At 61.5% G+C, this 12,659-nt stretch carries 14 protein-coding genes; 10 read left to right on the top strand and 4 right to left on the bottom strand.

The genetic code is table 11. The annotated features are described in order from the left end of the window. Positions 1-22: 22 nt before the first annotated feature. The 7 genes from AUP74_RS01940 (at position 23) to AUP74_RS01910 (ending at position 5,193) form a co-directional block, all read left to right on the top strand. Positions 23-586, top strand: a complete 564-nt coding sequence (locus tag AUP74_RS01940; RefSeq protein WP_226999863.1) for a DUF2799 domain-containing protein — start codon at positions 23-25, stop codon at positions 584-586. 41 nt (positions 587-627) lie between these two features. After that, complete coding sequence (locus tag AUP74_RS01935; protein WP_069946078.1) at positions 628-1,053, top strand: hotdog fold thioesterase; 426 nt, start codon at positions 628-630, stop codon at positions 1,051-1,053. Continuing rightward, positions 1,053-1,760 carry a M48 family metallopeptidase gene (locus tag AUP74_RS01930; RefSeq protein WP_069946077.1) on the top strand — a complete coding sequence of 236 codons (708 nt, stop codon included), beginning with the start codon at positions 1,053-1,055 and terminating at the stop codon, positions 1,758-1,760. Before AUP74_RS01935 ends, AUP74_RS01930 begins: the two co-directional genes overlap by 1 nt. Positions 1,761-1,835: 75 nt before the next feature. Then, a complete protein-coding gene (gene rlmD / locus AUP74_RS01925; RefSeq protein WP_069946076.1) occupies positions 1,836-3,218 on the top strand; it encodes a 23S rRNA (uracil(1939)-C(5))-methyltransferase RlmD in 1,383 nt (460 codons plus the stop codon). Positions 3,219-3,291: 73 nt separating this feature from the next. Then, a complete protein-coding gene (locus tag AUP74_RS01920; protein WP_069946075.1) occupies positions 3,292-3,660 on the top strand; it encodes a DUF2750 domain-containing protein in 369 nt (122 codons plus the stop codon). A 215-nt stretch (positions 3,661-3,875) separates the two neighbouring features. Next, a complete protein-coding gene (locus tag AUP74_RS01915; RefSeq protein ID WP_069946074.1) occupies positions 3,876-4,247 on the top strand; it encodes a VOC family protein in 372 nt (123 codons plus the stop codon). A 16-nt stretch (positions 4,248-4,263) separates the two neighbouring features. Then, positions 4,264-5,193 (top strand): SDR family oxidoreductase, encoded by a 930-nt coding sequence (locus AUP74_RS01910; protein WP_083260762.1) that lies wholly within the window; start codon positions 4,264-4,266, stop codon positions 5,191-5,193. Between the two features lie 18 nt (positions 5,194-5,211). Here AUP74_RS01910 and mnmH read toward each other — a convergent pair whose 3' ends face one another. Continuing rightward, on the bottom strand, positions 5,212-6,306 hold the full coding sequence (gene mnmH, locus AUP74_RS01905; RefSeq protein WP_145924286.1) for a tRNA 2-selenouridine(34) synthase MnmH: 1,095 nt from the start codon (positions 6,304-6,306) through the stop codon (positions 5,212-5,214). A gap of 85 nt (positions 6,307-6,391) precedes the next feature. On the opposite strand from mnmH, the gene AUP74_RS01900 reads away from it, so the two are divergent. Continuing rightward, the gene (locus AUP74_RS01900; protein ID WP_069946073.1) at positions 6,392-8,341 is read left to right on the top strand and encodes an SLC13 family permease; all 1,950 of its coding nucleotides are present in this window, start codon (positions 6,392-6,394) and stop codon (positions 8,339-8,341) included. Between the two features lie 16 nt (positions 8,342-8,357). Here AUP74_RS01900 and AUP74_RS01895 read toward each other — a convergent pair whose 3' ends face one another. Then, a complete protein-coding gene (locus AUP74_RS01895; RefSeq protein ID WP_226999862.1) occupies positions 8,358-8,822 on the bottom strand; it encodes a CBS domain-containing protein in 465 nt (154 codons plus the stop codon). 456 nt (positions 8,823-9,278) lie between these two features. Between AUP74_RS01895 and AUP74_RS01890 the strand changes: the two genes are divergently transcribed. Beyond that, positions 9,279-9,749: a hypothetical protein gene (locus AUP74_RS01890; RefSeq protein ID WP_069946072.1), complete on the top strand. Its 471-nt coding sequence runs from the start codon at positions 9,279-9,281 to the stop codon at positions 9,747-9,749. 323 nt (positions 9,750-10,072) lie between these two features. Further along, the gene (locus AUP74_RS01885; RefSeq protein WP_226999861.1) at positions 10,073-10,582 is read left to right on the top strand and encodes a SixA phosphatase family protein; all 510 of its coding nucleotides are present in this window, start codon (positions 10,073-10,075) and stop codon (positions 10,580-10,582) included. 10 nt (positions 10,583-10,592) lie between these two features. On the opposite strand, the gene cobB is transcribed toward AUP74_RS01885, so the two are convergent. Both cobB and AUP74_RS01875 read right to left on the bottom strand, forming a co-directional pair. Continuing rightward, the gene (cobB, locus tag AUP74_RS01880) at positions 10,593-11,297 is read right to left on the bottom strand and encodes a Sir2 family NAD+-dependent deacetylase (RefSeq protein ID WP_069946071.1); all 705 of its coding nucleotides are present in this window, start codon (positions 11,295-11,297) and stop codon (positions 10,593-10,595) included. Positions 11,298-11,332: 35 nt separating this feature from the next. Further along, positions 11,333-12,640: an NAD(P)/FAD-dependent oxidoreductase gene (locus tag AUP74_RS01875; RefSeq protein WP_069946070.1), complete on the bottom strand. Its 1,308-nt coding sequence runs from the start codon at positions 12,638-12,640 to the stop codon at positions 11,333-11,335. Between the last annotated feature and the right edge of the window lie 19 nt (positions 12,641-12,659).

The following is a 12,659-nucleotide window of genomic DNA, read 5'->3' as shown; positions in this document are numbered from 1 at the left end:
GATTAGCGGCCTGAACTTCCCTGTGCACCGATTGGCCTGGCTTCTGTTGGCCCTGCCATTGCTGTTCAGTGCCGGTTGCACGGTGATTTCCGAGGAACAGTGTCAGGCTGGACTCTGGTATGAGCGTGGCCTGCAGGATGGCGCCCGTGGCCGCAGTCAGGCGCTGATCTACGAAATTGCCCAGGAATGTCAGCAGTACGGCGTGCGCGCTGACAGCGAGGCCTGGCTGCGTGGCCATGAGATGGGGGTGGAGCAGTTCTGTACCCCGGAGAACGGTTATTACCTCGGCCGGCGCGGCCACTCTTACGAGGGCGTCTGCACCGGTCCCACCGCCGACCTGTTTATGGGGGAATACCAGCGGGGGCTGGCCCACTTCCAGGTAGAGCAACAATACCGTCAGTTGCAGGAACGGCAGGACTACCTGGAATACGAACTGGGCGCGCTGCAGGCGGCGATCCGCGCGGAAGAAAATGAATCCCGCTTGCAGGAGCTGCGCCTGCAGCGCCGCGCCGTAGCCCGGGAACTCCGCTTGCTGGATCTGGAATTGCTCCGTTTCGGTGGCGCCGGCTTCGATCTGTTCTTCTGATGGCGGCAATGCCGCCTCTTTCCAATGGGAAATCAAACTCTATGAGTATCTGGCACGTCCAGCCCACGCTGGCGCAGCTCAATGAAAGTATCGACGGCTGCATGCCCGGGCATCTGGGCATGAAAATTACCGACGTGGGCGACGATTACCTGGCGGGCACGCTGCCTGTGGATGCCCGCTCCCGTCAGCCCTTTGGCATCCTCCACGGCGGGGCCAGTGTGGTGCTGGCCGAGACGCTGGGCTCCGTTGCCGCCAACCTGGTGGTGGATGGCACTAAATATTACTGCGTCGGGCAGGAGGTCAACGCCAATCACCTGCGCCCGGTGGCGGAGGGCGAGGTCACCGGTACAGCGCGGCCGCTGCACCTGGGGCGCACCAGTCAGGTATGGGAGATCCGTATCACTGATCCGAAGGGCAGGCTTAACTGTATTTCCCGGCTCACCATGGCGGTGGTTCCCCACGGCTGATGAGTGACGCAAGCAGTTTCGTCTACGAGGATATTCCCTACACGTTAGTGCGGTCGCCCCGACGCAAGCGCCTGGGCCTGGTCATGGCCCGCAGCGGTATCGAGGTGCGCATCCCGCAGCGCTGCGCGGCGATTCATGGCCACCGTTTTCTGCAGGACAATGTGCAGTGGGTGCGCGCACAGCTGCTGCGCTCCCGTGAGCGGGCCGCCGAGGTGCCGGATTACCGCTATCAGTGGGGGGAGGAATTTCCCTGGCTGGGACAACGTCTCCCGCTCGAGCGCGCCGCGCGGCCGGAGGATGCGCGCATCGACCGCAGCGCTATTCGCGTTTATGTGCGCGCCAAAGCACCGGAACCCTGTCAGTTGCAGGGTGCGCTGCACAAGCTCTATCAGCGCGAAGCGCTGGCCCTGCTCACAGAAAAGTCCGCAGAGCAGGCTGCCCGCTTGGGGCTGCAACCGGCGGCGGTGCGGGTTCGTCGCACCCGCAGTAAATGGGGACACTGCACCCTGCGCGGTGAACTGCAATACAACTGGCTGATCTGCCTGGCACCGGAATCGGTGGTGGATTATCTGGTGGCGCATGAAGTGAGCCATATGCGTCATCACAACCACAGCCAGGCTTTCTGGCAGCTGGTGGAACAGCTCTGCCCCGACTATAAAAACCTGCGCCAGTGGCTGCGGGAAAACGGGCACCGACTGGCGCTCTGAATGGATTGATTACTCCGATAGTGCTGCAGGCTTGCAACCGGGCAGACTGGCGGACCGCTGAGGCCTGGATCATCGATGGCGAAAAAACCCAGATTCTTCAAACCGGCGAAAAAGTCCGGGCAGCGGCAGCTCCCCGCCAAACCCATCGAAGCCGAGATCCTGAATTTCAGCCACGATCTGCGCGGCGTTGCCCGGGTCGAGGGTAAGCCTGTATTTATCGACAACGCCCTGCCCGGTGAACGGGTACGTTTCCGCTATACCGACCGCCGAACACGTTTCGATGAGGGGCGCCTGGTTGAGGTCCTCGAGCCCGCGGACGCGCGCTGCGAGCCCCGCTGTCCGCATATCGATACCTGTGGCGGCTGTTCACTGCAGCATCTGCAGCCCGCGGTACAGATCACAGAAAAGGAGCGTATCCTGCTCGATCAGCTGTCCCGCATCGGAGAAGTAGCGGTACCAGAGGTGCTGTCGCCATTGACGGGTAACAGCTTCGGGTACCGTCGCAAGGCGCGTATCGGTATCCGCGTCCAGCGCCAGAAGAAAGGTGGCGGCGCAGCCAAACCCGGCATCACATTTGGTTTCCGTGCCAAACGCTCGAACGAGCTGGTGGATATCCGCGAGTGCCATGTACTGGACTCCGCGATGGCAAAGCAGATCCCGGCCCTGCGCCAGCTGGTTGCGAGCAGTGAGGGACGCGGCCATTTCACCCATCTCGAGGTGGCAGTAGGCGACGATGCCGCAGCACTGGTGTTGCGCCATACCAGGCCGTTGTCGGACAACGACCTTCAGCGCTGGCGCCAGTTTGCCGTCGACAGCGGCATTCACCTGTACCTGCAGCCGGGAGATATTGAAAGTACCCACCGATTGTGGCCCGAAAGCGGCGACGAGCGACTCGGGTATCGTCTGCCGGAATTCGATCTGGAGCTGCGCTTCCACCCGCTGGATTTTGTCCAGGTGAACTTCGATATCAACCGACAGATAGTGTCGCGGGCTGTGGCTCTGCTGGATCCTCAGCCGACGGAACGGGTGCTCGATCTTTTCTGTGGCCTCGGCAATTTCACTTTGCCGCTGGCGCGGCGTGCCGGCCAGGTCGTCGGCGTGGAAGGCGAGGGAGCGCTCACTGCGCGAGCCGAGGAGAATGCGGCGGCCAATGGTATTGGCAATGTAGAGTTCGTCACCGCCGATCTGGCTGAGGAAATCGGCGACCACCGCTGGGCCGCGCAGGGGTTCGACAAAGTGCTGCTGGATCCGCCCCGGGCCGGCGCGGTCGAAGTACTGCCCCAGCTGGTCCGCCTGCAACCGCAGCGGATTGTTTATGTGTCGTGTAATCCGTCGACACTGGCGCGTGATGCCGGTGAGTTGGCGCGGCTCGGTTACCGGCTGCAGAAGGCGGGAGTCATGGATATGTTTCCCCATACTGCACATGTTGAATCCATCGCGGTGTTTGAGCCCGTCTGATTAAGCCGATGGCTTTTTGGTGCGGCCGGGAAACTGGCGTAAACTTCTTTGAAATTCCTGAGGCCCTGTACCCATGCAAGTCGAACCCTTGAGTGATGATTTTGAGGAAAATTGCGCCCGCTTTCTGCCCGAGAGTGCCGCACAGGGGTGCGTCTGGGCTCTGGAGGGCGATGAGGGGTTTGCCCTGTGCGCATCGGAGAAATATCCGCAGACCGATGTCATGCCGTTCTGGTCCCAGCGGGAATTTGCCGAGCGCCACGTCGACGGCGAGTGGCAGGGCTATCGCGTGGTAGCGATCGACCTGGAAGAGTTTATGGACGACTGGCTTACCGGAATGCACGATGATGTGCTGCTGGTAGGCATTAACTGGAATGCTGAGCTGGAAGGAATAGAGCTGGAGCCCCTGGATCTGCTCGAGCAACTGGAACAGGAGTTACAGTAGGCTCTCTAATTCTCTGGTCACGAATTTACGAGCAGGTTTGCCCGCAGTAGCTGTTGCCCTGAACCGGAGCGCTGAAATGGGCGACCGGCAGTCGCGACAAGCGCAGCACGATAGAGAGGGCTGTATCGGGATGTCAGCATCGCATGGGTAGCGATGAGGCAATAGACGAAAAGAAAAACGCGAAAGCGATAAAAAACGATAACAGGAGCCTAGGGATGGGACAGTTACTCGGACTGCGCAGCGTGATTTACGGTGTCAGTAACCTGGCCGAAGCCAGCGACTGGTATCAGCAGCTGCTGGAAACAGAACCCTATTTCAACTCGGAAATGTACGTGGGATTCAACGTTGGTGGTTTTGAGCTCGGGCTGAATCCCGATGCCCGCAGTGTCACCAGTCGCGCCGATGGCGTCGTCGCCTATTGGGGGGTGGATGATATTGCTGCACAGGTGGAACGCATCAATGCCCTGGGAGCCCGCCAGCACAGTGAGATCACCGATGTCGGCGGCGGTGTGTTGATGAGTGCGTTTCTCGACCCCGATGGCAACATTTTCGGCCTGATCCAGAATCCCCATTTCTGTATCGAGTAGCCCAGGAGAGCACACCGTGAGCAAGCCGCCGGCTTCCAGGCATCGCCCCTCAGATCACACCTTCGCCGCCGAGAGTCTGGCGCAGATCGGTCGTGGCTACGTGGTGCCGGACCGGGTGGCACTGATTACCGGTTGCTCCAGTGGCATCGGTCGCGAGCTGGCGCTGGCCCTGCACCGCCGCGGTACCATCGTCATCGCCACGGCGCGGCGCCCGGAGAGTCTGCAGGAGCTGGCAGACCTGGGTATCGCGACCGAGGCCCTGGATGTCACCTCCCAGGCTGATATCAACCGGGTGGTGCACGCCCTCAAGGCCGCTTATGGTCGTCTCGATATCCTGATCAACAACGCGGGTTACGGGCAGATGGGGCCGTTACTGGAACTGGATACCCGGGTCTTCGAGGAGCAGTTCCGTACCAATGTGTTCGCACCGATGGCGCTGATCCGGGCCTGTGCCCCGTTGATGCGTTCTGCCAAGCGCGGACTGGTGTGCAATATCGGCTCCGTATCGGGGGTGATGCCGACGCCTTTCTCCGGCGCTTACTGTGCCTCCAAGGCGGCACTGCATGCACTTTCCGACGTGCTGCGGTTGGAATTGAAGCCGTTTGGTATTCGTGTCATGACGGTACAGCCGGGCGCCATCGCCTCGGAATTTGGCCGTCACGCACAGGTTTCCCTGCGGGGTTTGCTGGCACCTGACTCCTGGTACAAACGGCAGGAGGAGACGGTGCAGGCGAGAGCACTCGAGTCGCAGCAGAACGCCACCCTGGCCAGTACCCTGGCGCGCAGGGTGGTCAAGGAGATGCTGCGCAAGCGGCCGCCGGCGGTGGTGCGGGTGGGTAACCGCAGTCGCCTGCTGCCATGGATGGCTCGCTGGTTACCGCGCGGTCTGCGGGACTGGATCCTTTCGCGGCGCTTCCGCCTGCGCCGTCTGGCACTGAAATCCTGAAAACAGAAACCCTGGCGCTCACCCTGCGGTATTCTGCTGAATCCACTGTTCCACTTCGGTCAGTGAGCCACGGAACAGCACCTCAGTCTCCCGCTTCGCCATCAGGTAGTCGTACATGCCGTCGTAGTACTCGGTGAGTAGCGCCATCACCACCGGGATATAGGCGTCGGCACTGCCGTTGCGGGCGAGTTCTGTGTTGGCGGCCTGTAACTGTTCGTCCAGCTCACGGTGTCGGAGTCCGCCGAGCCGCTTTCGCAGCCGGGACAGGCTGTCACGCAGGGACTCACCCAGCGCCTCGGCAGGGTTCTCGCCACTTTCCTCGAAGCGCGGCAGCGCCTCGTTGACATAGTCGCGCACGATCCGCCGGGCGCGGGACTCAACGGATTCTTCCACGATCACCCTGGGTGCGGCCTGCATGGCATCCTGCAGTGCCGGTGGCAGGGCGCAGCGGCCGACCAGGCGGCTCTCATCCTCCACAAAAACCCGTCCGGGAGCCTGTGAAAGCTTGAGCATGTCCACCGCAATGCGGTTTTCAAAGTCGATCTGGGCCGGCTGTGGGCGGCCGGTACCGCCAAAGCTGGAGCCCCGGTGGCGGGCGATGCCTTCCAGGTCGATGGCCCGGGGAGCACTCTGAATCAACTCGGTCTTGCCGCTGCCGGTGTGACCGGAGATCACCACGATAGGCAGTCTCTCGCAGCCCTGTTCCAGTTCCTGCAGCAGGAAATTGCGCAGCGCCTTGTAGCCGCCTTCCACCAGCGGATAGTCGATGCCCGCTTCCCGCATCAGTTGCTGGGCGGTGCGGGAGCGCAGGCCACCGCGGAAGCAGTAGAGGCAGCCGTGCGGATGCCGTTCGGTAAAATCGCGCCAGGCGGCAATTCGCTGGGCGCGAACCTCGTCGGTGGCCAAGTGCCAGCCGAGTTCAATGGCGGCCTCCTGACCGGCGCGCTTGTACTCGGTGCCCACCTGTTCCCGCTGGCGGTCATCGAGCAGTGGCAGGTTGGTGGCCGAGGGGAAAGCACCCTTGGCGAACTCCACCGGCGCGCGCACGTCCATCAGCGGCGTGTCATCGAGAAACAGCTGTCGGTATTGATCGGGGGAAATGTTCTGGCGCAAATCATGTCTCCGTTACTCCGGGGCGCAGTGTAACCTGAATAGATAGCTCTCTCCGACCGTTTGACGCCGCCGGGCCCATCTCCGCATGACGCTGGACCAGATCACAATCCTCTCCATTCTCGCTGTCACCGTGGTCCTGTTTATCTGGGGATCCTGGCGTCACGACATGGTGGCGCTCGCCTCCCTGCTCGCCTGCGTGCTGATTGGCCTGATTCCCCCGGAGCATGCTTTCGACGGCTTCGGGCATCCGGCAGTGGTCACCGTGGCCTGTGTGCTGATCCTGAGCCGCGGCCTGCAGAGCACCGGCGCCATGGATGTCTTTGCCCAGCGCATGATCCCCAAGACCGGCAGTGCCACCCTGGCCATCGGAGCCCTCACCGGTGTTGGCGCACTGATGTCCGGCTTTATGAACAATGTGGGTGCCATGGCCCTGTTGATGCCGGTGGCATCGGGCGTGGCGGAAAAGCATCACCTGCCCCCCGGCAAGGTGCTGATGCCCCTCTCCTTTGGCACGATTCTCGGCGGTATGACCACCCTGATCGGCACGCCGCCAAACCTGATCGTGTCCGGCTTCCGCGCCAGCGCCGGTGCCGGCAGCTACGGCATGTTCGATTTCACCCCGGTCGGCCTCGGGGTCGCCGTGGTGGGTATTCTGTTCGTCTGCCTGATCGGCTGGCGGCTGGTGCCCGAGCGCACCCAGGCGGGTGCGGCAACCTTCGATACCGGTACCTACCTGACCGAGGCGCAGGTGCCGGAGAAAAGCGCGGTGGCCGAGAAGACCATCTGGGAAATCGCGCGCATGCTGGAGGACGAGGATGCGCAGGTGGTGGGCGTGGTCCGCGACGACGGCCGCGTGTCGCCGGCGAGGCCGCGCCACCGCGTTCGTGTCGGGGATATCCTGGTGATCGAGGCCGAGCCGGAATCCCTCACTGCCGCCATCAGCCAGCTGGGTCTGAAATTGGAGGGAGAGCCCAGCGAAGACGAAAAAGACAAGAAAGACGAGAGTGAGGGCAAATCAGCCAGCGCGGGGGTGCCGCGCCGGGAAAAGCGTGATCGCCGGAAAGCCGCAGAAGCCGAAGCGGGCACTGAAGAAGAAAAAAAAGGCAGCAGGGACGGCAAGAAAGCTGACGATGGCAAAGAGGAAAAAGAAGGGGGCGAACGGGACAAGGAGCGGGGCGGGGACCTGCAGCTACGGGAGCTGGTAGTGATGCCTGACTCGAGCCTGGTGGGCCGCACCATCCAGTTCCTGCGCTTGCCGGCCCACTATGAGATCAACCTGCTGGCCCTCTCCCGCCAGGGTCGGCGCTCCGTGCGGCGTCTGCGTTCGACCCCCCTGATGGCCGGCGACGCCCTGCTGATGATGGGCACCGACGACAACCTCAATACCTTTGCCTACGAGAAAGGCTGTGTGCCCCTGGCCCAGCGGGATATCACCATTCCCAACAAGGAGAAAGCAGCGGTTGCATTACTCGCTATGGCCCTGGCGGTTGCCGGTGCCGCATTCGGCCTGCTGCCCGCCGCGATCTCTTTTGCCACCTGTGTACTCGCCTACATGGCGCTGAAAGTCGTCTCACTGCGCAATGTCTACGAGTCCATCGACGGTTCGGTGATCGTGCTGCTGGGTGCCCTGATCGCGGTGGCCGAAGTGATGGAGAGTACCGGTGCCGCAGACCTGATTGCCCGCTGGATGCTGAGCAGTATTGCCCAGGGGGATCCGGTAATCGCGCTGGTCATCCTGTTGGTGGTGACCATGACGCTATCGGACTTTATGAACAATGCCGCTACTGCCGCAGTGATGTGCTCCATTGCCATCAGTGCCTCGGCCCAGCTGGGGGTGAACCCGGACAGCTTCCTGATGGCGGTGGCCATCGGTGCCTCCTGCGCCTTCCTGACCCCGGTGGGGCACCAGAACAACACCCTGATTCTGGGCCCCGGCGGTTTCCACTTCGGGGATTACTGGCGTATGGGGTTGCCGCTGGAGATTATGGTGGTGGTGGTCAGCGTGCCGATGCTGCTGTGGATATGGCCGCTCTGAGCGGCAGGTGCTGACTTCAGGCGATGGAGTCATCCACCGGCTGTGCCACCTCGGCCAGAAAGTGCCCGCAGAAACGCAATACATCGGTAATGGTCACAATGCCGGCCAGTTCGCCCTCGCGCATTACCAGTACGGAACCGATACCGGTGTCGGCCATGGCCAGGAGAATCTTGTCCAGTGGATCGTGGATATCGGCGATATAGGGCCGGCGGGCGCAGAGATCGTGGACATAGAGCTGCTGTTCTTCCAGCCGGTGCCCCGGGGAGTTGGCGCGTTCGATATCGCCCCGGGATATCACCGTCTCCAGGTCTCCATCGCGGGTGACCGGCAAGTGATGGACCTGATGCTGTTCCATCAGCTCTAGTGCGTCCTCCACCCTGGCGTTGATATCGATATGGTAGGGGAAGGGCGTCATCAGTGTCGCCAGGGTCGGCATCTGGTGGATATCGTGGATCTTGCTCATGGCGTATTCGGAATCCATTGATGGGAATGCGGCGGCCCGTATAGCTTAGGTCACTCCAACAGACTCTCCAACCGTGGCAGGTGTGGGCCCGCGCCTGATGTATTTGTGAATATCTGGCACCTATTACCGATAAGCTCAGCATATGCTTGATATTTGGTGCCGAATACTTATCATTTGCCGCCCCACCCGTCGGCCCCCGTGCGCCTATCGTAAGCGCCTGGCCCGGTGAAATGGTCCCTGTTTACCCGGCGTGCCCAGAGCGAATGAGCTATGCCTGCCCGGGTTAGCACGAATACAGGTTATTGCGTATATAACCAACCCGATAATCCGCTTGCGGATATCCATTTTGCGATATTGCAGATCGTCGGGAATAAGAACATCGAGATATCGATCGGATAACGGCTGCGCCCTCCGTTAAACCCGGGCAGCCCCTTTAGTTTTTTTATTACAGCAATGCCGACTGAGGTTTGTTAAATGTTTCAGGATTACGAAAAGATCGAACAGCAAATCGCCGAACACCAGGCGAAGATCGAGGAGCTGCAGGAGCAAATGGCCCTGGCCGAGCGCAAGAAGGAAGGCGTTATCGCCTTTGATAAGGCACTGGTGAATATTGCCGCTGAGCACCAGATGGAAGAGGAAGAGCTGTACGTTGCCCGCGGTGAGCGGATTGTGGACTGGCTGGTGGGTCAGCTGGACGACGAAGCCGCGCCGGACTTCGTCAAAACCCTGAAAGCCCGTGTTGCCCGCTCCCTGAAAAAGCAGGGTGAGACGCCGCGTCGCACCCGCCGTGCTGCCGCCAAGAGCAGCGAGCCGAAGCTGGAGACCGGCCATTACCGCAACCCCTATACCGGTGCCACCATCGAAAAGAAAAAGCGCAATCCCAAGCAGCTGAATCAGTGGATTGAGGAACACGGTCTGGAAACTGTGAAAGAGTGGAAGATCTGATTTCGCACTGAAATCGCCTTTCCAAAAGAACGGCACCGGTTTATCGGTGCCGTTCTTATACCTCCAGAGTATTGCGAGCTCGCCTCTCTATCCCGATTAATCTTCTTTCACAGTTGGTTTCGGTTTTCCCTCTCAGCCTATCGCTTTGCTGACACACTGAAAGATCCCGTTTATTTACCGGATTGATGGCGCCATCCGACAGATGCGCTTATCCTGCGTCGATACAAAGACAATAAACCCGGTCCCTCATGTTAAAACCATTCAGGCAGCTGTTTTCAGCGGTACTTTTTTCATCGCTACTTTCGGTATTTCCCGGTGCTCATTTGGCTTTCGGCCAAACGGCAGCCAGCGAGACCAGTCGCGACGAAACCGTCACCCGGGTGATTTACCTGGTAAGACATGCGGAAAAGGAGACCGGTGATCCCGGGGAACGTGATCCGGTCCTGACGGAGAAGGGCAGGCGTCGGGCCGAGGCACTCGCCAGAGTATTGCGGGACGCCAGGATAGAGCGCGTTTACAGCACGGATTATCAGCGTACCCGGCAGACTGCGGCTCCCGTGGCCGAGCGGCTCGGGCTGCCGGTCGAGCTGTACGATCCGAGGGATCTGGAGGGGTTCGCCTCCACCCTGCGTACCGGCCCCGCCAGCGTGCTGGTGGTCGGGCACAGTAATACCACCCCGGAGCTGGTGACTCAGCTGGGCGGGGAGCCCGGCAGCGACATCCGCGAGTCCCATGAGTACGACCGCCTCTATGTGCTTGTTCTGCGCGGGGATGAGACCACTACTCTGTTGCAGCGCTACGGTGAGTGCCAGTCCTGTGAGGAGGCGTATTGAGCGGCTGGTATCAATCCGTCAGTTTGCGGACATAATCCACGACGACTTCCGAAGCCCGTCCCTGGTGGTGCTCGGCAAAGGCGTCGCCCACACTGCTGCGTTCCAGGTTGAGCTCCACCGTGTGGGCACCGGCCAGGTTTGCGCATTCCACAAAGCCCGCCGCCGGATAGACATTGCCGGAGGTGCCGATACTGATGAAGAGATCGCAGCTGCTCAGGGCATCGTAGATCCGTTCCATTTCCAGCGGCATCTCACCGAACCAGACCACATGCGGGCGCAGGTTGCCGGACTCATTGCAGCAGCGGCAGGGCATTGCTGTGGTCAGATCCCCCGTCACCGGGAAAAGGTCGCCGGTGACGCGGCAGCGGGCTTTCAGTAGCTCACCGTGCATATGGATGAGGTTGCGACTACCGGCCCGCTCGTGCAGGTCGTCGATGTTCTGCGTGACCAGCAGGAATTCCCCGGGGAATTTCTGCTCCAGCTCGGCCAGTGCCCGATGTGCCGTGTTCGGCGCTATCTCTGCAGAGAGCAGCTGCTGGCGCCGCGCGTTGTAGAAGCGCTGTACCAGCTCCGGATCCCGCTCGAAGGCTTCGGGCGTGGCCACATCCTCGAGGCGGTGGTTTTCCCACAGGCCGTCGGCGCCGCGAAAGGTACGGATGCCGGACTCGGCGGAAATCCCCGCGCCGGTGAGTACAACGATTCGCTGGTAATTCACGCCGGTTTTCTCCCTCGATCAAGACTCAATGCAGTTCAATGCAGTTTCATTCGCGGCTTTACGAAGCGATTGGCCTGGCCGACCAGGTAGATCAGCATGGCCTTGGGCCAGCCGTGCACCGCGGCCAGGTGCATCCGGTACAGGGAGCGATAGGCCACGCCGGCCAGGCGACCCTCCACGGTCAGGCTGCCCTTGACCAGCGCCCCCATCAGGTTGCCCACGGCGGTGTGTTTGCTCAGGGAGACCAGCGAGCCGCGATCGCGATAGCGGAACGGTTTCATTGACCGGCCCTCGATCTGTGCGATCAGGTTGTGCTCGGCGACGCCGGCCATCTGTTGGGCCGCCTGTGCCCGCGGCGGTACCCGTTGCTCGGCGATATCCACGCAGCCGGCGCAGTCGCCGATGGCAAATATCTTTTCGTCGGTAACCGACTGCAGGTCTGAGCTGACCTGAATCTGGTTGATGCGGTTGGTTTCCAGCCCATCCAGCTGGGTGAGGAAATCCGGTGCCTTGACGCCCGCGGCCCACAGACGAATGGCAGCGGGGATCTTCTCGCCCTTGGCGGTGACAAACCCGTCCTCGTTGGCCTCGGCCACCGCGCAGCCGGTCAGTACCCGCACGCCCATGCGGCTGAGCTCCCGCTCTGCATTGTTGCCAAGTCGCGGCGGCAATGCCGGCAGCAGGTGCGCGCCGGCCTCGATCAGGGTGACTTTGAGGGCCTGTTTGGGAATGTGGCCGTAGCGCCCCATCTGCTGTGTCGCTTCCACCAGCTCTGCGGCCAGCTCCACGCCGGTGGCACCACCACCCACAATCGCCACTTCGATGGTTTCTGCGGTGTGGGTTTCCAGCTGCAGAAAGCGGTCCAGCAGCTGCTGGTGAAAGCGCTGCGCCTGCTGGGTGCTGTCGAGAAATACGCAGTGCTCGCGCACGCCGGGGGTATGGAAGTCGTTGCTCTGGCTGCCCAGGGCGATCACCAGGTAGTCGTAGGCCAGTTCCCGGGCCGGAACCAGCTGGCGACCATCGGCGTCTTCGACCGGGGCCAGCTCAATGACCTGGCGGCTGCGATCCAGTTTCTGCAGGTTGCCCAGTTCGAAGCGGAACCCGTTCTTGCGCGCGTGTACCTGGTAATTGAGGGCATCGAGTCCGGAGTCCAGTGAGCCTGTGGCCACCTGATGCAGGAGTGGTTTCCAGATATGGGTCCGGTTGCGGTCGACAAGGGTAACCCGCACTTCGGGCTCGCTGCGCCGCCGGTGCAGTATGGGCGAGTAACTGAAATAGTGGCCAAGCCGTGTGGCCAGCTGCAGGCCACCGGCGCCGCCGCCAACGATCACGATATTTTTCATAGGAGGTCTTCCTGTCGAT

The organism is Microbulbifer aggregans, assembly GCF_001750105.1.
Lineage (GTDB): Bacteria > Pseudomonadota > Gammaproteobacteria > Pseudomonadales > Cellvibrionaceae > Microbulbifer > Microbulbifer aggregans.
This window is presented reverse-complemented; position numbering and strand designations above follow the sequence as displayed.